Source organism: Ruegeria sp. AE4 (assembly GCF_056542185.1).
The window spans coordinates 63,412-83,341 of record NZ_JBQFZK010000012.1; the positions used below are offsets into that span (position 1 = coordinate 63,412).

19 protein-coding genes are annotated in these 19,930 nt (G+C 58.4%); 12 read left to right on the forward strand and 7 right to left on the reverse strand.

The genetic code is table 11. The features are described 5' to 3' along the window. Position 1 precedes the first annotated feature (1 nt). From holA to ACR0EK_RS14695, 4 genes are all read right to left on the reverse strand, one after another. A complete protein-coding gene (gene holA / locus ACR0EK_RS14680) occupies positions 2–1,030 on the reverse strand; it encodes a DNA polymerase III subunit delta (RefSeq protein WP_480488599.1) in 1,029 nt (342 codons plus the stop codon). Then, entirely contained in the window at positions 1,027–1,518 is a 492-nt protein-coding gene (gene lptE, locus ACR0EK_RS14685) for an LPS assembly lipoprotein LptE (RefSeq protein ID WP_267364334.1), read from the reverse strand. The genes holA and lptE overlap by 4 nt, the downstream gene beginning before the upstream one ends. After that, positions 1,505–4,042 carry a leucine--tRNA ligase gene (gene leuS / locus ACR0EK_RS14690; RefSeq protein WP_480900457.1) on the reverse strand — a complete coding sequence of 846 codons (2,538 nt, stop codon included), beginning with the start codon at positions 4,040–4,042 and terminating at the stop codon, positions 1,505–1,507. Before leuS ends, lptE begins: the two co-directional genes overlap by 14 nt. 72 nt (positions 4,043–4,114) lie before the next feature. After that, positions 4,115–4,600: a DUF3576 domain-containing protein gene (locus ACR0EK_RS14695; protein WP_480484184.1), complete on the reverse strand. Its 486-nt coding sequence runs from the start codon at positions 4,598–4,600 to the stop codon at positions 4,115–4,117. Between the two features lie 281 nt (positions 4,601–4,881). Here ACR0EK_RS14695 and ACR0EK_RS14700 point away from each other — a divergent pair, with 281 nt between their 5' ends. After that, a complete protein-coding gene (locus ACR0EK_RS14700) occupies positions 4,882–5,901 on the forward strand; it encodes a porin (RefSeq protein WP_480539619.1) in 1,020 nt (339 codons plus the stop codon). Positions 5,902–6,000: 99 nt separating this feature from the next. After that, positions 6,001–6,660 carry a YggS family pyridoxal phosphate-dependent enzyme gene (locus ACR0EK_RS14705; protein WP_480488603.1) on the forward strand — a complete coding sequence of 220 codons (660 nt, stop codon included), beginning with the start codon at positions 6,001–6,003 and terminating at the stop codon, positions 6,658–6,660. Here ACR0EK_RS14705 and ACR0EK_RS14710 read toward each other — a convergent pair. Both ACR0EK_RS14710 and ribA read right to left on the reverse strand, forming a co-directional pair. Further along, a complete protein-coding gene (locus ACR0EK_RS14710; RefSeq protein ID WP_480967899.1) occupies positions 6,644–7,144 on the reverse strand; it encodes a L,D-transpeptidase family protein in 501 nt (166 codons plus the stop codon). The two genes, ACR0EK_RS14705 and ACR0EK_RS14710, sit on opposite strands and share 17 nt — an antisense overlap. Next, the gene (gene ribA / locus ACR0EK_RS14715; RefSeq protein ID WP_480967900.1) at positions 7,141–8,232 is read right to left on the reverse strand and encodes a GTP cyclohydrolase II; all 1,092 of its coding nucleotides are present in this window, start codon (positions 8,230–8,232) and stop codon (positions 7,141–7,143) included. The genes ACR0EK_RS14710 and ribA overlap by 4 nt, the downstream gene beginning before the upstream one ends. Before the next feature lie 162 nt (positions 8,233–8,394). Between ribA and ACR0EK_RS14720 the strand changes: the two genes are divergently transcribed. The 6 genes from ACR0EK_RS14720 (at position 8,395) to ACR0EK_RS14745 (ending at position 12,415) form a co-directional block, all read left to right on the forward strand. Next, a complete protein-coding gene (locus ACR0EK_RS14720) occupies positions 8,395–9,081 on the forward strand; it encodes a response regulator transcription factor (protein ID WP_171724917.1) in 687 nt (228 codons plus the stop codon). A gap of 238 nt (positions 9,082–9,319) precedes the next feature. Beyond that, positions 9,320–9,712, forward strand: a complete 393-nt coding sequence (locus ACR0EK_RS14725; RefSeq protein WP_480967901.1) for a GFA family protein — start codon at positions 9,320–9,322, stop codon at positions 9,710–9,712. Between the two features lie 74 nt (positions 9,713–9,786). Next, positions 9,787–10,575, forward strand: a complete 789-nt coding sequence (locus ACR0EK_RS14730) for an exodeoxyribonuclease III (RefSeq protein WP_480774093.1) — start codon at positions 9,787–9,789, stop codon at positions 10,573–10,575. Positions 10,576–10,650: 75 nt separating this feature from the next. Beyond that, entirely contained in the window at positions 10,651–11,565 is a 915-nt protein-coding gene (trxA, locus tag ACR0EK_RS14735) for a thioredoxin (RefSeq protein WP_267364326.1), read from the forward strand. A gap of 26 nt (positions 11,566–11,591) precedes the next feature. Next, positions 11,592–12,233, forward strand: coding sequence for an LON peptidase substrate-binding domain-containing protein (locus ACR0EK_RS14740; protein WP_480900454.1), 642 nt, complete (start codon positions 11,592–11,594; stop codon positions 12,231–12,233). Beyond that, on the forward strand, positions 12,230–12,415 hold the full coding sequence (locus tag ACR0EK_RS14745) for a Trm112 family protein (protein ID WP_209504973.1): 186 nt from the start codon (positions 12,230–12,232) through the stop codon (positions 12,413–12,415). The genes ACR0EK_RS14740 and ACR0EK_RS14745 overlap by 4 nt, the downstream gene beginning before the upstream one ends. Here the strand turns inward: ACR0EK_RS14745 and ACR0EK_RS14750 are convergent. Next, positions 12,412–13,674: an FAD-dependent monooxygenase gene (locus tag ACR0EK_RS14750; protein ID WP_480616773.1), complete on the reverse strand. Its 1,263-nt coding sequence runs from the start codon at positions 13,672–13,674 to the stop codon at positions 12,412–12,414. The genes ACR0EK_RS14745 and ACR0EK_RS14750 overlap by 4 nt on opposite strands. 52 nt (positions 13,675–13,726) lie before the next feature. Here ACR0EK_RS14750 and ACR0EK_RS14755 point away from each other — a divergent pair, with 52 nt between their 5' ends. The 4 genes from ACR0EK_RS14755 (at position 13,727) to ACR0EK_RS14770 (ending at position 19,920) form a co-directional block, all read left to right on the forward strand. Beyond that, the gene (locus ACR0EK_RS14755) at positions 13,727–15,055 is read left to right on the forward strand and encodes an amidase (RefSeq protein WP_209504972.1); all 1,329 of its coding nucleotides are present in this window, start codon (positions 13,727–13,729) and stop codon (positions 15,053–15,055) included. Positions 15,056–15,163: 108 nt separating this feature from the next. Further along, positions 15,164–16,345, forward strand: a complete 1,182-nt coding sequence (locus ACR0EK_RS14760; RefSeq protein WP_480900451.1) for an aminotransferase class I/II-fold pyridoxal phosphate-dependent enzyme — start codon at positions 15,164–15,166, stop codon at positions 16,343–16,345. Between the two features lie 14 nt (positions 16,346–16,359). Further along, the gene (locus ACR0EK_RS14765) at positions 16,360–19,284 is read left to right on the forward strand and encodes a DNA translocase FtsK (RefSeq protein WP_480900449.1); all 2,925 of its coding nucleotides are present in this window, start codon (positions 16,360–16,362) and stop codon (positions 19,282–19,284) included. 39 nt (positions 19,285–19,323) lie between these two features. After that, positions 19,324–19,920, forward strand: a complete 597-nt coding sequence (locus tag ACR0EK_RS14770) for a LolA family protein (protein ID WP_209504969.1) — start codon at positions 19,324–19,326, stop codon at positions 19,918–19,920. The last annotated feature ends 10 nt before the right edge of the window (positions 19,921–19,930 follow it).

Consider the following 19,930-nt stretch of genomic DNA (forward strand, 5'->3'; position numbering starts at 1 on the left):
CTCAGCGCGACCGCGCAAGCATCGCCAGACGAATCATAGCACGCTCAACCAGAGCCATTGAGGGGGCTGTCTGTCCGGCGGATCGCAGGGAGAGGTCGGTATCCGTCAGAACGGTCAGCGCAGTTTGCAGCTTGGGCGCCCCCCAGCCCTGTGCCTGACGCAGAATACGGTCACGGCGTTTGCCGTAAACCGGCGGACGCAACTTACCGATACCCTGCGCAGCACCACCCGGATCCGAGGCGCAGGCATAAAGTGTGCGGAAATGCCGGGTTGCCCCAATACACAGGGTTACCCCGTTGGTGCCTTGTGCCTGCAACCGCCGGATCAGCGGCCCGATCTCACCGGCGCGGCCTTCGGCAACCACGTTCAGCACGTCGTCAAGCGCCGCCTCGGTCGAACGCGGGGCGCAGACTTCGAGGTCTTCCATGGTCAGCTCAGAGTTGTCACCGCGCTTGTAAAGCGACAGTTTCTCAACGGTTTGGGTGAAGTCACCGGGGCTGAGACTGTTGGCCAGTTCGCTAATAGCAGACATGACATCGTGGGGGATGTTTTTCAGATGCGCTTCGGTCAGAACCCGCTCGACCTCTGCGCGCGATGGCGGGTCGTCATAAATGCCTATCGCATAGGCCGCAGAATGCCCTTCGAACGCTTTGCGGATTTTCGAGTTTGGTTTCAGCTGACCAGCCGTCACGATGATCTGAGCGTCGCCGGGGACCCAATCTTCAAGCGCGGCCAGAATCGCAGGCGCGGCTGTTTCCGTGGCGTCTTCCACAAACACCGCGCGCGGGCCAGGGAAAAACCCAACCGCCTTGACCGCGTCCAGCAGCGACGCCGGATCGCCGCGCAAATCACCGCCCGGCAGGCGGGTCAGGCGCATTTCCTCTTCCGCACCGGGACCAAGCAGTGCGGCCAGAACCTGTTGCCGCTTAAGCGCCACCCGCATTGCATCCGCACCATAGATCAGCAGCCCGGTCTTGTCCGCATCCGGCTTGGCGAAATACCCGTCAGCCTCGCGCGGGCTCAACTTCATTTGGACAAGCCCGGCGTAGAATACAGGCGGTTCACGATATGCCCGGACAGGATTACCATCAGGCGTTCTTTCGCATCGCGTTCGTCAGCCAGCGTCGACACGGTAGAGCCCGAAGCAGAATAGCCCACAAAATCGGTTACGGTGCCGGACGCCGCGACTTGCCCGGTTTCGTTGGATTTCAACGCGTATTGCGCCCGTCCATCAATCGTGTACCGCGTTGTCTCGTTCGTCGTGGTTATGGCCGCGCCGCGGGTTTCGGTCGAGACCTGAACATCCAGAGTGTAATCGCTGACAGATCCCGCGCTGCGGCCCAGTTGGTGTTCAAGGTTTTGAACCAGAAGATAGCTTTCGACGGTATTTGGCGCAGATACCGCCACCCGACCGAACAAGGCTGAGCCTGACCCGCCCGGAGCATAAACCGGTTGGAAGCCGCAGGCAGCCAGTACCAGCGGCATCACAAGCAATGTTCTGCGATCAAACAACGACATTCACAATCCGGCCCGGAACAACGATCACTTTTTTCGGCGCGTTGCCATCCAGCGCCTTTTGGACAGCTTCGGTGCTGAGCGCGATATTTTCAACCTCGGCTTTGTCCATATCTTTCGGAACGCTGATTTCCGCGCGACGCTTGCCGTTGATCTGGATCGGCAGGGTGACGGTGTCATCAACCAGCATCGCCTCATCCGCGACGGGCCACGGGGCGACGGCCACAAGGCCCTCACCACCCTGATGCGCCCAGATATCTTCCGCCAGATGTGGTGTCATCGGTGACATCAACTGGGCCAGTGTTTTGATCGCTTGTTTCTGAGCCGCCGCACCGGCCTTGGATTTTGCCAGCGTATTAGTGAAAGCATAAAGCTTGGCTATGGCGGCGTTGAAACCAAAGCTTTCGACACCCAATGTCACGTCGCGGATGGTTTTGTGCATCTCGCGCAACAGGTCCTCATCGCCTTCGCCCGCTGCATTGGCCTCCATGGTACCGATCCTGTCACACAGATTCCAAACGCGATTCAGATGCTTATAGGCGGCTTCGGCTCCTGCCGCCGTCCATTCCACGTCTCTCTCGGGTGGCGAATCGGACAACACGAACCAGCGGGCCGTGTCGGCGCCAAAGGCCGAAATGATGCTGACTGGATCGACCACGTTTTTCTTGGATTTCGACATCTTGGCCGAAGGGATGATTTCGACCTCAGTACCATCGGCCAGTTTGCCGTCGGTCACATCCTCGGGCAGGTGATAGACCGGGCGGCCGTTGGCGTCGCGCGTCTGGTAGATCTCATGCGTCACCATGCCTTGTGTGAACAGCGCGTCGAACGGCTCGATGGCCTTTTGGGGCAAGTGACCGGTGAGGTTCATCGCCCGCGCGAAGAAGCGTGAATACAGCAGGTGCAGAATCGCGTGTTCAATGCCGCCGATATACTGGTCGACATTCATCCAGTATTCGGCCTCGTCCAGATCGGTGGGTGTTTCCGCACGCGGAGCGGTGAAACGGGCGAAATACCACGACGAATCGACGAAGGTATCCATCGTGTCGGTCTCGCGCTTGGCCGGTGCGCCACAAGACGGGCAGGCGCAATCGCGCCAGGTCGGGTGTCGATCCAGCGGGTTGCCGGGCTTGTCGAATGTCACATCGTCGGGCAGGCGGACCGGCAGGTTTTCTTTCTTCTCGGGCACCACACCGCAGCTTTCGCAATGCACGACGGGAATCGGACACCCCCAATAGCGCTGACGGCTGAGGCCCCAGTCGCGCAGACGGTATTTGGTGACACCCTCGCCCCAACCCGCTTTTTCAGCAAAATCGACGGTGGCGTTGATCGCCTCGTCACCTGTCGCCTCGGTCAAACCTGCAAAATGGTTCACCCAGCGAACTTTCTCGGTTTTCGGCGGGACGAATGCAATTTTGTCGACCGGCGTGTCGTCATGCAGCGCAAAGAAGGTATCGACCACAGGCAGGCCGTACTTGCGGCAGAAGTCGAGGTCGCGCTGGTCATGCGCAGGGCAGGCAAAGATTGCGCCAGTGCCGTAATCCATCAGGATGAAATTGGCGATCCAGACCGGCAGTTCCCAGCTCGGGTCCAGCGGGTGCTTGACCTTGATGCCTGTATCAAAGCCCAGCTTTTCGCCAGTTTCGATGGCTTCTTCCGTGGTGCCACCTTTGCGACATTCGGCCACAAATTCAGCCACTTCGGGGTCTTCGGCCTCAAGCTGTTTTGCGATCGGGTGATCCGGCGAGATGCCAACGAAAGATGCGCCCAGCAGCGTGTCTGGGCGGGTTGTATAGACGGTGATCGGCTCTCTGCCATCAGTGCGTTCAAAGCCGAATTGCAGGCCGCGCGACTTGCCGATCCAATTCTCCTGCATCAGGCGCACCTTGGCGGGCCAGTTGTCCAAATTCTCCAGCGCGTCCAGCAATTCTTCGGAATAGTCCGAGATCTTGAAGAACCACTGGGTCAGTTCGCGCCGCTCAACCAGTGCGCCCGAACGCCAGCCACGACCATTTTCAACCTGCTCGTTGGCCAGAACGGTCATATCGACCGGGTCCCAGTTCACCACAGCGTTTTTGCGATAGACCAGCCCGGCATCAAGCATATCGAGGAACAGCGCCTGTTGTTGGCCGTAATACTCAGGGTCGCAGGTCGCGAACTCACGTGACCAGTCGATGGACAGGCCAAGTGGTTTCATCTGATCGCGCATGTCTGCGATGTTGCTGTAGGTCCAGTCCTTCGGATGACCCCCGATGGCCATCGCGGCATTTTCCGCAGGCATCCCGAATGCGTCCCAGCCCATCGGGTGCAGCACGTTGTGGCCCGTCGCCAGCTTGTGCCGCGCGATGACGTCACCCATCGTATAGTTGCGCACATGCCCCATATGGATTCGGCCAGACGGGTAGGGAAACATCTCAAGCACATAGTATTTCGGCTTGTCCGCCTTGTGGTTGGCGGTGAAGATCCCGGCCTTGTCCCAGGCCTCTTGCCATTTTGCTTCGATTTCGGTGGCCGAGTAGCGCGACATTTTGCGGTCCTTCGTGAATGAAAACGCCGGGTAGGAACCCGGCGTGGTAATATTGTGATTTTCGGCGGGTTGCTAGAACTTGTTGTCCGCTATGCGTAGCTGTCGGGCGCGCGACAGAATCGCATCCTCGACTGCGCGGGATGTTGCCGCACTCACCGGGGCCCCTCCGCTCGATTGAAGCGCTACCGACAACGAGCGCGCGGCAAGCGCCGGATCGCTGATATGAACGGTAGCCCGGTAGGATCGGCCGCCGCCCGGAGGTGTGCCGTAACCCGTTACGATTACGCCAGTAAACGGATCAACCTCCTGCACGGGCAGGAAGCTCAGTACATCCAGTGAAGCCGCCCACAGATACCGGTTTACGTTTGTGGTCTGCTCGGCGGTGCTGCGGTCAAAGATATCCCAGATAGTTGCCCGATCGGGGTCATTCAGCTCTTGTTCGTCCGAATTGCCGCCAGCGATGTTGGGGGAGTATGTTGTCGAAGCGTTTCGATTCTGCCCACATGCCGAAAGAGCAGCGGTCAGCAGGATCATTCCCAAAATCGTCGGCAGGCGCATTGCAAACAGGTCCTGTTTCACTTGTTCTACAGTATTCAGGGGATACTCCTAGCCAAGGACCCCCGCTGCAACAAGCCCATTCTTCTGAAATGTAAGTGTATCAGCTGCATCGGGGCGAAAACTGACTGTGGCATCCTTGCACCAATTTGACCTCAATGACGCGGACGTCTTTATGCCAAGCTTGCGCAAAGGGGGCAAAAAGAGCGAAACGGTGTCCGTGCTGAGACATGTGCCGAGGCATATGTCGAGTAGATAACTCTTTTGAAACCGAGGGAAACAAGATGAAAAAAGTTCTCTTCGCATCGACGGCGCTGATTGCGACCGCAGGCGTTGCAGCAGCTGAAGTTAACTTCAGCGGTTATGGCCGCTTTGGTATTGGTTACGTTGAAGATCGTAGCGGTACCGTTGTAAACGTCCAGACAACCGGTACCGCGACAGGCGTTGGTACTGCCGTTGTTCAAACTGACGACGCGATCCTGGTTTCGCGCTTCCGTCTGAACATCGACGGTTCTGCAGAAACCGACGGTGGCGTTCGTTTCGAAGGCCGCGTTCGTCTGCAAGCTGACGAAAACAGCGGCAACGGCGAAGCAAACCGCGCTGGTCTGAACGGTGCACGCTTCTCGGTCATCTACGGTGGCCTGCGTGTTGACGCCGGTAACGTTGCAGGTGCCTTCGACAACCTGGCAAACTACTACGGCAACGAAGTTGGTCTTGAGCTGTTCGCAGGTCAGTACTCGGGTGTTAACTACAACTTCCTGGGCTACACTTCGACCGGTTCGGGTTCGAACGCCGTGTTCTTCCAGTACTCGGTTGGTGACTTCTCGTTTGGTGCATCGTACGACCAAGCGACTGTAGCTCTGAACGGCGTGCCTATGGACGCAGACCGTTGGGACATCAGCGCAACCTACACCTTCAACAACATCACAGCTGCTTTGGCCTACGGCCAGACCGACGCTGGTGTTGCTGGTGTAAGCGATCCGAGCCTGACCGTTCTGACCCTGGGTGGTGAATGGGGTGACTTCGGCGGTACTCTGTTTGTTGCAGACGACGCAACTCAGGTTGCAGCAACTGACGGCACCGCATGGGGTCTGTCGGCAACCTACAACGTTGGCGCCGCAACAACCCTGATCTTCGCTTACGGCGACGGTAACGCATCTGCTGATACTCAGCAGGTTGCTCTTGGCGCGATCTACGACCTGGGCGGCGGTGCATCGCTGCGCGGTGGTATCGGTGTCAACGACTGTGACAGCTGCACAGACTCGACCTTCGTTGCTGACTTCGGTGCTCAGTTCAACTTCTAAGCTGATCTGAACCGCAAGGTTTAAGGGCGGGTCTTCGGACTCGCCCTTTTCTTTTTTGCCGACTTGGTGTTTTTCTGCGCAAAACAGGATGAGGGTCCCATGTCGTTGCAAGACGTCACCGCACGTATCGCCAAAGCCGAAGCCAAGTCGAACCGACCGGCAGGTTCCGTCAAACTGATTGCTGTGTCCAAAGTGCAGCCGAATGACAGGGTGCAGGCAGTTCTAGAGCAAGGGCACAGATGTTTTGGCGAGAATCGCGTGCAGGAGGCGGCAAGCAAGTGGCCCGCTTTCAAAGAACAGTTCGAGGGTATTGATCTGCACCTCATTGGCCCGTTGCAGACCAACAAGGCCCGTCACGCAATGGAACTGTGCGACGCGATCCATTCGGTAGATCGACCCAAACTGGCCAAGACACTGGCGCGTTTGGCACAGGAAATGGGAAACTGCCCGAACCTGTTCATTCAGGTCAACACCGGCGAGGAAGACCAAAAGGCCGGTATCCTTCCTGTGGACGCGGACAGTTTCATTGCCGAGTGCAGGTCGTTGGATCTGCCCGTGCGTGGATTGATGTGCATTCCTCCGGTCGATGAGGAGCCTACTTTGCACTTTGCGCTATTGGCCAAAATCGCTGCACGTAACGGGCTTGATGGATTGTCTATGGGGATGAGTCACGATTTCGAACAGGCCATCGCTTTGGGCGCAACCCACGTCCGTGTTGGCTCGGCCATCTTTGGCGAACGGGTTAAACCTCAGGAATGATCAGCCATGATCCGGGGGCAATGCGCTGTGATATCCAGTGCAGATGGTCCCGGCGAAAGGCAACGCAGCCTTCGGTTGGATAGCCGGGTCTGCGCCATTGGTGCAGAAAAATTGCCGATCCCCTGCCCGGAACGGCGTTTGGCCAGTTCCAGTCGGTTAACAGAATCAGGTCGTATAAGGGGTCGGCGCGGCGCAACTTTTCATGGCTGAATGCATAGGGTGCGCTGACCATGTGGTTGTATCTGCTTTCAGACTCGTCGTCAGACCACAAGTCCCGCGGGCCAATGGCGCGGGCCCATTTGCTGGGGGCGGCCATTCGGTCGGCCCGGTATAGCATGCCGACGATTCGATGATGTCCAGTTGGGGTCGCGCCATCGCCTTCGCGTTTTGCGTTGCTCAACCCGCCTTTGCCCACGGAACAGGGGAACACCCTGCCAAGAAACCGGATGCCTCGTGGAGTTAGAACAAGATCGTTTGGGGTCAAAGCAGATGCCCTGACTTCTTGGCCTTGGTCGCCAGGTATCCCCGGTTGTGGGAGGTTTCGCCAACCTTCAGAGGGACACGCTCGGTTACTGCGATACCTGTCCGTTCCATCATGGCGATTTTGGCCGGGTTGTTGGTCAGCAAGCGGACAGAGTTGAAACCCAGCGACTTCAATATGTCCGACCCAAGCCGAAAATCACGCTCATCATCCTCAAAACCCAGCCTGTGGTTCGCCTCAACGGTGTCAAAACCCTGATCCTGAAGGAAATAAGCGCGCATCTTGTTCGCCAGACCGATACCGCGCCCTTCCTGATTCAGGTACAGAAGAACGCCTGCGCCTTCCGCCCCCATCTGTTCCAAGGCACCGCGGAGTTGCGGGCCGCAGTCACATTTCAGGCTTCCCATCAGATCGCCGGTGAAACAGGCAGAATGCAATCGGGCTAGCACAGGCTTGTCGCGGTCCGGGCGCCCGATCTCGACGGCGTAGTGCTCTTCACCACCGTCTTCAGGTCGGAAGACGTGTAACCGACCGGCTTCGGACACCTCCATCGGAAGACGGGCCGCGACGACTTCGTGCAAAGTACTGCGATCCGCCAGATGAGGCGTGGCGCGCGTGTGATCAATGCAGGTCAAACCGAGCGAAGCGGCAAATGCCCTGCCGTCCTCGACAGGCACCACGACCACAGCGGGAAGGATGCGCGCGGATTTGGCCAATGCTATTGCGATACGGTGCAGATTGGCATTGCCGTGCCGCTCGGTCATCAACGGGCCCTTCATGGGCGCGTTCAGATCGTCGGAAGGATCAGCAACCGCCTGTACCCATGCGATATCTGCATCCGCCGGGATCGAAACCCGCGCCAGATCCCCGTCGTATGCCCGCGCTTTCAGGGTTTCAGCGCGTCGCCCAGTTATGGCCACCACCGGATTCCCTAGTTTTTTCAGGTCGGCCAGACGCTGCGGGCTGAGCGTTTCGGCAGAAACCGCAAGCACGCTGAAGCCACTGTCATCGGTCAGCGCAACGGGAACGCCCATGCGCAGATCGGCCCGGGCCCGGGCGAGAAGTTCCGTGATATCGGGGATGAGACTCATCAATGTTACCCTATAACGCTCAATCTTTCTCCTAGCCCTTTCGAAAGGAAATGTGAAACATTTCCGCGAACTCTGACACGAAGGCGTGAAACGGTTGCAGCAAATCTTGTTGATTGCATATTCCACGCGCAAGTGATGGAAAAGCGTTTGGAGGACCGGGAAATGGCTCAACTCAAGAAAATCCTGCTGGTGGACGATGACGAGGACCTGCGCGAGGCGCTCAGCGAGCAACTTGTCATGACCGAAGACTTTGACGTGTTCGAGGCGTCAGACGGTCACTCTGCCATGGAGCGCGCGCGCGAAGCGATCTATGACCTGGTCATTCTTGATGTGGGTCTGCCGGATACCGACGGGCGCGAACTGTGCCGCCTCATGCGCAAACAGGGTGTCAAAAGCCCGATCCTGATGCTGACCGGTCATGACAGCGATGCCGATACGATCCTGGGCCTGGATGCCGGCGCGAATGACTATGTTTCGAAACCATTCAAATTCCCGGTGCTTCTGGCACGTATCCGTGCGCAGCTTCGCCAGCACGAACAATCCGAGGACGCAGTATTTGTACTTGGCCCCTATACGTTCAAACCGGCGATGAAGATGCTGATCACGGAAGAGGACAGAAAAATCCGCCTCACCGAGAAGGAAACCAACATCCTCAAATTTCTGTACCGCTCGACCGACGGCGTGGTGGCGCGGGATGTGCTGCTTCACGAAGTTTGGGGATATAATGCTGGTGTTACAACGCATACGCTGGAAACCCACATCTACCGCCTGCGTCAGAAGATTGAGCCCGATCCGTCAAATGCGCGCCTTTTGGTCACAGAATCCGGTGGATATAGGCTAGTGTCTTAACTGGGTGTGGATTGACTTGGATCAAAGTGATACCCTGTACTCATAATTAGGTTACTCCCAACCCGCGCATGTCCGGGTTATGACATGCACCTCCCTGTTGGACTGCCGGGCCGAATGGCCCGGCTTTTTTCTTTTCCGAAGGACGAAATCATGTGCCGCCTGTACCGTCACAGGCGTTGCGAAACCCTGAATGTTCCCGTAATGTTCTATTTCTCGCGAAAGGTTGGAGGAGCGCGTGATGATTGAAGGAAGCTGTTTGTGCGGGGCGGTGAAGTTTAACCTGAAGTCTCAACCATCCGTGATGGGAACCTGCCACTGCTCAAGATGCAGAAAAGCCGGGGCCAGCACAGTCGTATTTGTCAACAAAGAAGACTTGGTGTGGGTTCGGGGCAGGGAAAACGTAACGCTGCACCAGCCCGATCCGCCCCACAAATACGGCAGGTGTTTCTGCACGAAATGCGGGACATCTTTGGGCGAAATCATTTCAGAAGCAGATAGTTTTCCAATCGCAGCAAATGCACTGGATACCGGGTTAGAGCAGAAAGTTCAGTTTCACGAATTTGTTTCGGAAAAACCGGACTGGTACGAGATTTGCGATGATGCCCCCCAAAATGAAAGCCACCCGTCCTAGATTTTCTTTTCTGATGGTACCCCATCCCCCACCGCGTTAACCTCCGCCCAACCGCGACAGAGGATTCCCTGACCATGCCCTTCACCCTTGCCACCTGGAACATCAACTCGGTCCGACTGCGCGAACCAATCGTGCTGAAACTGTTGGAAGAAGAGGCGCCGGATGTTCTGTGTTTGCAGGAATGCAAGTCTCCGGTTGAAAAGATTCCGACCGAAGGGTTCGCGGCGCTGGGCTATACCCACATGATTGCCCGTGGCCAGAAAGGATATAATGGCGTCGCCATCCTGTCCCGCCTGCCGATAGAAGAGGTGGGCGACAAGGATTTCGCTGATCTCGGCCACGCGCGCCACATAGCCGGGCGGCTGGAGAATGGTGTCACGATCCACAACTTCTATGTCCCCGCGGGCGGTGATGTGCCGGATCGTGAAGTGAATGAGAAATTTGGCCAAAAGCTCGACTATCTGACGGACATGCGCGATTGGTTCCACGCGGAAAAGCCGGAAAAATCCATCCTCGTCGGCGATCTGAACATTGCCCCGCGTGAGGATGACGTCTGGTCGCACAAACAATTGCTCAAGGTCGTCTCGCACACTCCGATCGAAGTGGAACATCTGGCCGAGACCCAGGACGCAGGTGGTTGGGTCGATATCACCCGGCAGGATATTCCCGAAGGGCAGCTTTTCAGCTGGTGGTCCTACCGGGCCCGCGACTGGGATACGGCAGACAAGGGGCGGCGGCTGGATCATGTCTGGGCCACGCCCGATATTTCAAACGCGGGCCATTCCAGTCGCATTCTGCGCGACGCGCGTGGGTGGGAAAAGCCCAGCGATCATGCGCCGGTCTTTGCGACTTTCGACATTTGAACTGAAACTCTGCCCTTGGTTTCTGCGACAAGCGATTGCATATAGAGCGCAAGTTCGAACGAAAGAGTGATTGCCATGGACATCCTGAACGGCGCAGCCGCCCCAGCCACCGATCTGATCAAGGACGGGACCGAGGCCACTTTCATGGTCGATGTGATCGAAGCCTCGCAGGAAACGCCTGTTATCGTTGACTTCTGGGCACCCTGGTGCGGCCCGTGCAAGACGCTGGGCCCGATGCTGGAAGACGCGGTTACCGCCGCCAAAGGCGCGGTGAAGATGGTCAAGATCAACGTGGACGAGGCACAGATGATCGCCTCGCAGATGCGCATCCAGTCGATTCCAACGGTCTACGCGTTTTTTAAAGGGCAACCCGTGGACGGTTTTCAGGGCGCGCTGCCGGGGTCCGAGATCAAGGCTTTCGTGGATCGCGTGATCGAGGCGTCAGGTGGGGAAAGCCCGGGCGGCCAATTGGATGACGCCGTAGTTGCCGCCGAAGAAATGCTGAGCGACGGCGCCGCGGCAGATGCTGCGCAGACTTTTGCCGCCATTCTTGGCGAAGACCCGAACCACGCGGCAGCATATGGCGGGCTGGTGCGGGCACATATCGCCACTGGCGATCTGGAACATGCCGAGGCCATCCTGAACGGTGCACCCGCCGAAATATCCAACTCGGCCGAGGTCGAGGCTGCGCATGCGCAATTGCAGCTGGCCAAGCAGGCGGCTGATGCAGGTCCGGTGGCGGATCTGACAGCGGCCGTTGATGCTGATCCCGATAATCTTCAGGCCCGGTTTGACCTGGCGCAGGCCTTGCACGCGAACGGCGAAGTGGAAGAAGCCGTGGCGCAATTGCTGGAATTGTTCCGCCGGGATCGTGAGTGGGATGACGGGGCCGCCAAGACCCAGCTTTTCACGATCTTTGACGCGCTCAAGCCCAATGACCCGATCGTTCTGAATGGTCGCCGCAAACTCAGCTCGATGATATTTGCCTAATTTCTGATCAGAGCTAGAATTGGGACATGATGCATCCCGCCGACTTGCCGGACACCGTATCCGTTTTCCCCTTGCCCGGGGCGCTGTTGTTGCCCCGCTCGCGCTTGCCGCTTCACATCTTCGAGCCGCGCTATTTGCAGATGCTGGACGATGCCCTCAAGACCAAGGAACGGCTGATCGCGATGGTCCAGCCAAATCCTTCGGCCCATGATGAGAACAAACTGCACCGCATCGGGTGCGTCGGGCGCGTGACCCAGTTTTCCGAAACGGAAGATGGCCGTTATCTGATCACGCTGACCGGCGTGTCCCGGTTCCGTGTGGTATCAGAGCTGGACGCTTTCACGCCATATCGGCGATGTGAAGTCTCGTGGGACGGCTTTGACAGGGATCTGGGCAAGGCCGAAAACGACGACGGGTTCAATCGCACCAAGTTCCTGGCTTTGCTGGAACGCTTCTTTTCGTCCCGGCAATTGTCCACCGATTGGGATTCGCTGAAAGATGCCGAGGATGAATTGCTGGTAAACTCACTGTCCATGCTGTTGGACTTTGACCCGGAAGATAAACAGGCCCTGTTAGAGGCCCCTTGCCTGCGCACACGGCGCGAGACGCTGATGACATTGATAGAATTCGCAATGCGAGGCGGATCGAATGAGGAAAAACTGCAATGACTGACCCTGAACACGCCTTTGATCGCCGTATGCTCGAAGCTCTGGTCTGCCCGCAGACGCAAACGACCCTGCGCTATGACGCCGAAAGGCAGGAGCTTGTGTCACAGGCCGCAGGTCTGGCTTTTCCCATCCGCAACGGCATTCCGGTCATGTTGGTCGACGAGGCACGGCAGCTGGACTAAATTGGCTGCCCTTGCAACAGCTTGGGCAAATCCCCGGTCAAACCCGCTGCTTCGCGGACGAAACCGCGCCGCAACCCCGGCAGTGCGCCGACAATTCCCATACCAACGTCGCGCCCAATGCGCAGCAACGGGTTGTCGTTTGAGAACAGTTTGTTGAAGACATCCGTTGCCATCGCAAGAGCAGCGGTGTCGAACCTGCGCCATTCCTGGTAGCGTTCCAGCACCATAAGCGATCCGATGTCTTCGCCGCGCCGTCCTGCCAAGGTCAGAACCTCTGCCAACGCGCCGACGTCACGCAAACCGGCGTTCAGGCCCTGACCGGCAATCGGGTGCATCCCGTGGGCAGCATCCCCGACCAGTGCCAGACGATCAGCGATAAAGGAATTGGCGATGGTCAGGTTCAAAGGATAGGTGAAACGATCACCAGCCAGGTGGATGTCACCGAGGAAATCGCCAAACCGCGGGCGTAGCACTTGCAGATACTCATCCTCAGGCAGGGCGTTGATCTGCTGCGCGGCCTCGGTGCGTTCGCTCCATACAATGGAACTGCGATTGCCGGTCAGCGGCAGAATCGCCAAGGGGCCCGGTGGCATAAAGAACTGATGGGCAATGCCGTGATGCGGCAACTCGTGTTCAATGGCGCAGACCAGTGCGGTCTGGCCATAATCCCAACCGGTGCGCTTGATACCTGCGCGGTCCGCAGTGCCGCTGCGGCGACCGTCGCACCCGATCAGCAGTCTGCTGTTCATCGTCGAACCATCGTCCAGCGTCACGGTCACTCCAGTGGTGCCGGCTTGTTGCGACACAACAGTCTTGCCACTCAGCTGAGTGATGCGGGGCTCTTCGGCCATAGCGTCCAGAAAGGCGCGGCGCAGGTGACGGTCTTCGACCATAAACCCCATCGGACCTTCTTCTATTTCGGCATGGTCGAAATGCATGAAAAACGGTGACGGGCCTGTACCTGCGTGGCCGTCCGTGACCTTGATTTCCAGCATCGGTTGGGCGTGTTCCGCAACACGGCCCCACACGCCGATGGCAGCCAGCAAGCGCTGTGATGCCAAGGCCAGCGCATAGGCTCGCCCGTCGAACGCCGCATTCTTGCGGACCTTCACATCAAGCGCATCAATCACTGTGACCGAATGTCCGGTTTGTGCCAGAGCCAATGCCAAAGCCGGGCCGTTCAACCCGCCGCCCACGATCAGAATGTCAGATGCTTGTGTCATGCCCTGCAATATGCGCGCCCTTTCGGGATTGTCCATGTGCAGTCCTGTCGCTACCGTTCTTTCAAGCCAAAAAGCAGGAGGGGGCGGGATGCAGGATTGGTTGACCATGACGGCGTGTGATTTGGGCCGTGGCATTGGGATGGGCCAGATCGATCCGGTTGAATTGACGGAAACCTACCTGTCCGCAATAGACGCCCATCCGCACCGCGACCGCATCTATGCCCGCGTCACCCATGACCGCGCCCGCGCCGAGGCCGAAGCCGCGCAGCAACGTGCGAAAATGGGATTGCGGCGATCGTTGCTGGATGGGGTTCCGATCAGCTGGAAAGACCTGTTCGACACTGCCGGCACCGCGACCGAGGCCGGGTCGGCGCTTCTGAAAGACCGCGTGCCGGATGCGGATGCACTTGTGGTGCGCAACGCAACGCAGATGGGGACGGTCTGTCTGGGTAAGACGCATATGAGCGAACTGGCCTTTTCCGGCCTTGGATTGAACCCGATCACCGAAACGCCCCCTTGTATCCATGATGAAACGGCGGTGCCGGGCGGGTCTTCCTCTGGTGCGGGCGCGTCGGTTGCCTGGGGGCTGGCGGCTTGCGGGATCGGTTCCGATACCGGCGGTTCGGTGCGAATTCCAGCGGCATGGAATGATCTGGTAGGGTTGAAAACCACGGCCGGGCGGCTGAGCCTTGAAGGCGTGGTACCGCTCTGCCTGCGGTTTGACACTGTCGGGCCACTGGCGCGATCTGTTGAAGATGCAGCACATATGCTGGCCTTGTTGGAAGGCGGGGCACCTGCGGACCTGAGGGGTGCTTCGCTGAAAGGCCGTCGCTTTGCCGATTTGCAGAACATTGCCAAGGACGACCTGCGCGATGCACCGCGAAAAGCTTATGACGAGGCCATCGAGAAACTTGCAGATGCAGGCGCTGAGATTGTTCCCTTGGACGTGCCCGAGCTGAACGAGGCGATGCCCCTGTCCAGCGTCGTCTACACGACCGAGGCCTATGGGTTGTGGCGCGATGTGATCGAGGCCAACCCAGGGGCAATGTATCCCGAAATCCTGGAACGGTTTCGCATTGGTAAGGGCTATTCCGGCCCCGATTATGTCGCGGCCTGGGCCAAGCTCAAGGCGTGCCGCAGTGCCTGGGATGCGGCAACTGCCGGGTTCGATGCGGTTCTGGCACCTACAGCACCGATTTTGCCGCCCAATCTGGACCGGTTGATGACCGATCACGACTATTACGTGACAGAAAACCTGCTGGCCCTTCGCAATACGCGGATCGGCAACCTGATGGGGCTTGCAGCGCTGACTCTGCCCACCGGAACGCCCAGTTGCGGGCTGATGATGATGGGGTATCCGAACTCGGAAGAGGCCCTGTTGCGGTTGGGGTCAGCGGCAGAATCGGCATTGGCCTGAATGCCACAATCCACTGATTCGGAACCTCTTTGTCTGGACGAAGAGGTATGCGGACTGTAATCTGCCAAAAAAACGGGGCGCAAACGACCCCGATATTGAGGCAGTAACATGGATTTTCCCGAGCGGTTTTCGAACCTACCGGAATATGCATTCCCGCGTTTGCGCGCCCTGTTGGATCACCATCAACCGGGCGGTGACGTCGTTCATATGACGATTGGCGCGCCGACGCATGATTTTCCGGCTTGGGTGACGGATGTCATCATGGAAAATGCTGCCGGGTTTCAGGGCTATCCGCCGAACGAAGGCTCGGAAGACCTGCGCGGCGCAATCACGGGCTGGATCAAGCGGCGTTACGGGGTCGAAATGGACCCTGACGTCAACGTCATGGCGCTGAACGGCACACGTGAGGGGCTGTATAATGCGGCCATGGCGCTGTGCCCGGAACAGAAGAACGGCAAACAACCGATCATCCTGTGCCCGAACCCGTTTTATCAGGTCTACATGGTCGCGTCGATTTCGGTGGGTACGCAACCCTATTTTGTCCCTGCAACTGCCGCGACTGGTCATCTGCCGGATTATTCCGGCCTGCCCGAAGATGTGCTGAACCGAACAGCGGTGGCTTATATCTGTTCCCCGGCCAACCCGCAGGGCGCGGTTGCGTCGCGCGACTATTGGGCTGACCTGATCCGTCTGGCCGAGGCATATGATTTCCGCATCTTCGCCGACGAATGCTATTCCGAGATTTACCGTAACCAAGCCCCGACGGGGGCTCTGACCGTCGCGCAGGAACTGGGGGCTGATCCCGAACGGATCACGCTGTTTAATTCCCTGTCCAAACGCTCGAATCTGGCCGGTTTGCGCTCGGGCCTGATTGCAGGTGGACCAAAGTCCATCAGCCAGGTGAAAAAGCTGCGCACCTATGCCGGATCCCCACTGCCTTTGCCCTTGCAAGCCGCCGCCGCGCGCGTCTGGGCGGATGAGACACATGTCGAGCAAAACCGCGCGCTCTATCAGGAGAAATACGCCATTGCCGATAAGGTGTTTGCGGGCGTGCAAGGTTACATGTCGCCAGAGGCCGGGTTCTTTCTGTGGTTGCCGGTCGAGAACGGCGAGGACGCAGCATTGAAGGTTTGGAAGGATACCGGGGTTCGGGTTCTTCCGGGCGCATATCTTTCACAAGGTGATCCGGGAAATAACCCGGGCGAAAGCTTTATCCGGGTTGCATTGGTAGCCCCAAAAACAGAGTTGCAGCGTGGTTTGATCACACTCCGCGACTGCATCTATACGTGAGGTACGAGGGCAAAATGGCATCATATAACGCGCGAAACCGCGACCCATTGCTGGACAGCACAACACAGGCAGCCCTGGAGCGACGCAGTAAGGAACTGATCGGTATCGCGCTGATCCTGTTGGGCTTGGCCGCGGCTGCGATGATCTGGTCCTATACGCCCGATGATCCTAATTGGATGGTTTCGACCGACGCGCCGGTGCAAAACTGGATGGGACGGGTCGGCGCGTCTATTGCAGCCCCCTTGTTCATGATCGTGGGCTGGGGAAGCTGGGGCATCGCGCTTGTTCTGGTCGGATGGGGTCTGCGTTTCGCGGGCCATTTCGGTGAAGACCGGGCCATTGCCCGCCTGATCTTTGCCCCGATCTGGATCGCTGTAGCCTCGGTCTATGCCGCAACCCTTGTTCCCGGTGCCGAGTGGCGTGCAACGCATAGCTACGGTTTGGGCGGTTTGTTCGGCGACACGGTCATGGGCGCGTTGCTGACGCTAGTGCCGATCTCTTCGCATTTTCTGGTCAAAATGATGTCGCTGGCCATGGCCGTCGGCATGACCACGCTGGGTGTTTTTGTGCTGGGCTTCACCAAGGCCGACGTGAAACGCGGCTTCCGCGCCTTCATCCTGGGCCTTGTAATGTCTTATGACATGCTGATGACGCTAATGGGGCGTGGTGCGGCCTCGGCCGCGCAAGCCGCGCGGGATCGGCGGGCGCAGTGGGAAGAACGCAAGCTCGCCCGCGCTGAAGCGGCTGAGGCGATGTTTGACGACGAACTGGTCTATGCCGACACTGTTTTTGAAGAACCTGAATTGGGGCGCCCTGAACCTCCGGTCAAATCAGGCCTGTTGGCACGAATGCCGTCACTTATCCGGCGCCCTGATCCAATGCCCGAGCCTGAGTTGGTGGATCCTGAACCGATCGCGGGCTTTGACGACATGCCCGGCGAAGATCGCATCCGCTCCAAAATCTCGGCCGCCGTGCGAAATCGCAAGGTTGCCGTGGGCGAAATGACACCCGAGCCGGATCCCGACCTGCCGCTGACCAAAGGTCGTGGACGCCGTCCCGATCCGCTGATCCTGAACCAGCATCCCTCGTCCGAACTGCCCCCCGAACCGCCGATGACAGCGTATGGGCTGCGCCCCGAGCCGCAGGTGTCCGCTGGTGACACGCCAGAGGCGCAAGAGTCCGCTGTGTTCGGTTATGAGGCCGGGACAGAACAATACGACTACGCGTCCGAGTTGGATATCGATGATGAGTCGGTTTTCGAGGATGTCACCGACGCCGCGCCGCAACCGCGTCAAGCGATGAAGATCCCGGTGGCTGAACCGCGCAAGCCTGTGGTGGCGCAGCCCGTGCGCCGGACACCGTTGCCGTCTCGTCGTGCGCAGGCTGAAGCGCAACCAGCATTGTCCTTCGAGGAACGGCACTCTGACTTCGAACTTCCGCCTCTGGGCTTGTTGTCCAACCCCGCCAGTATCCAGCGCCATCACCTGAGCGATGAGGCCTTGGAAGAAAACGCACGGATGTTAGAAAACGTTCTGGACGATTACGGCGTCAAGGGTGAGATCGTCAGCGTACGCCCCGGGCCGGTCGTGACCATGTACGAGCTGGAGCCCGCCCCGGGCCTGAAAGCCAGCCGTGTGATCGGTCTGGCGGACGATATCGCGCGCTCGATGTCGGCGCTGTCGGCGCGGGTTTCGACCCTACCGGGCCGCTCGGTGATCGGGATCGAACTGCCGAACGAAAACCGCGAGATGGTGGTTCTGCGGGAAATCCTGGCCAGCCGCGATTTTGGCGATGGCAATCAGGCGCTGCCGCTGGCGCTGGGCAAAGATATCGGCGGTGAATCCGTTGTGGCGAACTTGGCCAAGATGCCTCACCTGTTGATTGCCGGGACCACGGGTTCGGGTAAATCGGTGGCGATCAACACGATGATCCTGTCGCTGCTCTACAAGCTGACGCCGGATGAATGCCGCCTGATCATGATCGACCCCAAGATGCTGGAACTGTCGGTTTACGATGGCATCCCGCATCTGCTGTCACCCGTTGTGACCGATCCAAAGAAGGCGGTTGTCGCCCTGAAATGGGTCGTGGGCGAAATGGAAGACCGCTATCGCAAGATGTCCAAGATGGGTGTGCGCAACATCGCGGGCTACAACGGCCGGGTGAAAGATGCGCTGGCCAAGGGCGAGTTGTTCAGCCGCACGGTGCAGACCGGGTTTGACGATGAAACCGGTGAACCAACGTTCGAGACGGAACAATTCGCGCCCGAAGCGATGCCCTATATCGTCGTCATCGTCGATGAGATGGCCGATCTGATGATGGTCGCGGGCAAGGAAATCGAAGCCTGTATCCAGCGTCTGGCGCAAATGGCACGGGCCTCGGGCATTCACCTGATCATGGCCACGCAGCGCCCCTCGGTTGACGTGATTACCGGCACGATCAAGGCCAACTTCCCTACGCGGATTTCGTTCCAAGTGACGTCGAAAGTCGACAGCCGCACCATTCTGGGCGAGATGGGCGCCGAACAACTGCTGGGGCAGGGCGACATGCTTTACATGGCCGGTGGCGCCAAAATTACCCGTTGCCACGGACCGTTTGTGTCGGATGAAGAGGTCGAGGAAATCGTCAACCACCTCAAACAATACGGTCCGCCCGATTACGTGGGCAGCGTTCTGGACGGCCCGGCCGAGGACAAGGTCGACAACATTGACGCCGTTCTGGGGCTGAACACTGGCGGCAACACGAACGGAGAGGACGCGCTGTACGATCAGGCGGTGGCAATTGTGATCAAGGATCGCAAATGCTCGACCTCTTATATTCAGCGAAAACTCGCCATCGGGTATAACAAGGCGGCGCGTCTTGTTGAACAAATGGAAGACGAAGGTGTTGTTTCGTCAGCAAATCATGTCGGGAAACGCGAAATCCTCGTCCCCGAGCAATAGGATATTTAATAACAAGGGCAGACAGCCTATCTGTACAGCATGAAACAGATTGCTTTTGCCCTTGCTTTGACACTGGCCGCACCCGCCGCATGGGCGGCGGAAAAACTGCCGCTTTCACAGATTTCCAATTATCTGAACGGATTGAAAACGGTTCAGACAACGTTCACGCAGGTGAATGATGATGGCTCGTTGAGCACCGGACAGCTGTGGATGCAGCGCCCTGGCAAGATGCGTTTCGAATATGACCCGCCCAACAGCGCTGTGGTACTGGCACGCTCGGGCAGTGTTCAGATCTTCGATCCGAAATCGAACCAGCCGCCCGAGCAATACCCGCTGAAGCGCACGCCTCTATCCATTGTGCTGGCACGCAACGTGAATCTTGATCAGGCCAATATGGTTGTCGGCCACAGCTTTGACGGCACGGCCACAGTGGTCACCGCGCAAGACCCCAAGAACCCTGAGGCAGGTCGGATTGAACTGATGTTCACCGATAATCCAGTCGAGCTGCGCAAATGGGTGATTCATGACAACGCCGGCAGCCAGACCACCGTTCTTTTGGGTGCGTTGACCGAAAGCAATGGTCTTGATCAGGGTCTTTTCTCGAACAAGGAAAGACGCGGGTCAGTCAACCGCTGACCCGCTTTTT

What these genes read in the sequence shown, in the direction of transcription:
- holA (WP_480488599.1), bottom strand. Translation starts at nt 1,030, where the DNA reads ATGAAGTTGAGCCCGCGCGAGGCTGACGGGTATTTCGCCAAGCCGGAT.
- lptE (WP_267364334.1), bottom strand. Translation starts at nt 1,518, where the DNA reads ATGTCGTTGTTTGATCGCAGAACATTGCTTGTGATGCCGCTGGTACTG.
- leuS (WP_480900457.1), bottom strand. Translation starts at nt 4,042, where the DNA reads ATGTCGCGCTACTCGGCCACCGAAATCGAAGCAAAATGGCAAGAGGCC.
- ACR0EK_RS14695 (WP_480484184.1), bottom strand. Translation starts at nt 4,600, where the DNA reads ATGCGCCTGCCGACGATTTTGGGAATGATCCTGCTGACCGCTGCTCTT.
- ACR0EK_RS14700 (WP_480539619.1), top strand. Translation starts at nt 4,882, where the DNA reads ATGAAAAAAGTTCTCTTCGCATCGACGGCGCTGATTGCGACCGCAGGC.
- ACR0EK_RS14705 (WP_480488603.1), top strand. Translation starts at nt 6,001, where the DNA reads ATGTCGTTGCAAGACGTCACCGCACGTATCGCCAAAGCCGAAGCCAAG.
- ribA (WP_480967900.1), bottom strand. Translation starts at nt 8,232, where the DNA reads ATGAGTCTCATCCCCGATATCACGGAACTTCTCGCCCGGGCCCGGGCC.
- ACR0EK_RS14720 (WP_171724917.1), top strand. Translation starts at nt 8,395, where the DNA reads ATGGCTCAACTCAAGAAAATCCTGCTGGTGGACGATGACGAGGACCTG.
- ACR0EK_RS14725 (WP_480967901.1), top strand. Translation starts at nt 9,320, where the DNA reads ATGATTGAAGGAAGCTGTTTGTGCGGGGCGGTGAAGTTTAACCTGAAG.
- ACR0EK_RS14730 (WP_480774093.1), top strand. Translation starts at nt 9,787, where the DNA reads ATGCCCTTCACCCTTGCCACCTGGAACATCAACTCGGTCCGACTGCGC.
- trxA (WP_267364326.1), top strand. Translation starts at nt 10,651, where the DNA reads ATGGACATCCTGAACGGCGCAGCCGCCCCAGCCACCGATCTGATCAAG.
- ACR0EK_RS14740 (WP_480900454.1), top strand. Translation starts at nt 11,592, where the DNA reads ATGATGCATCCCGCCGACTTGCCGGACACCGTATCCGTTTTCCCCTTG.
- ACR0EK_RS14745 (WP_209504973.1), top strand. Translation starts at nt 12,230, where the DNA reads ATGACTGACCCTGAACACGCCTTTGATCGCCGTATGCTCGAAGCTCTG.
- ACR0EK_RS14750 (WP_480616773.1), bottom strand. Translation starts at nt 13,674, where the DNA reads ATGGACAATCCCGAAAGGGCGCGCATATTGCAGGGCATGACACAAGCA.
- ACR0EK_RS14755 (WP_209504972.1), top strand. Translation starts at nt 13,727, where the DNA reads ATGCAGGATTGGTTGACCATGACGGCGTGTGATTTGGGCCGTGGCATT.
- ACR0EK_RS14760 (WP_480900451.1), top strand. Translation starts at nt 15,164, where the DNA reads ATGGATTTTCCCGAGCGGTTTTCGAACCTACCGGAATATGCATTCCCG.
- ACR0EK_RS14765 (WP_480900449.1), top strand. Translation starts at nt 16,360, where the DNA reads ATGGCATCATATAACGCGCGAAACCGCGACCCATTGCTGGACAGCACA.
- ACR0EK_RS14770 (WP_209504969.1), top strand. Translation starts at nt 19,324, where the DNA reads ATGAAACAGATTGCTTTTGCCCTTGCTTTGACACTGGCCGCACCCGCC.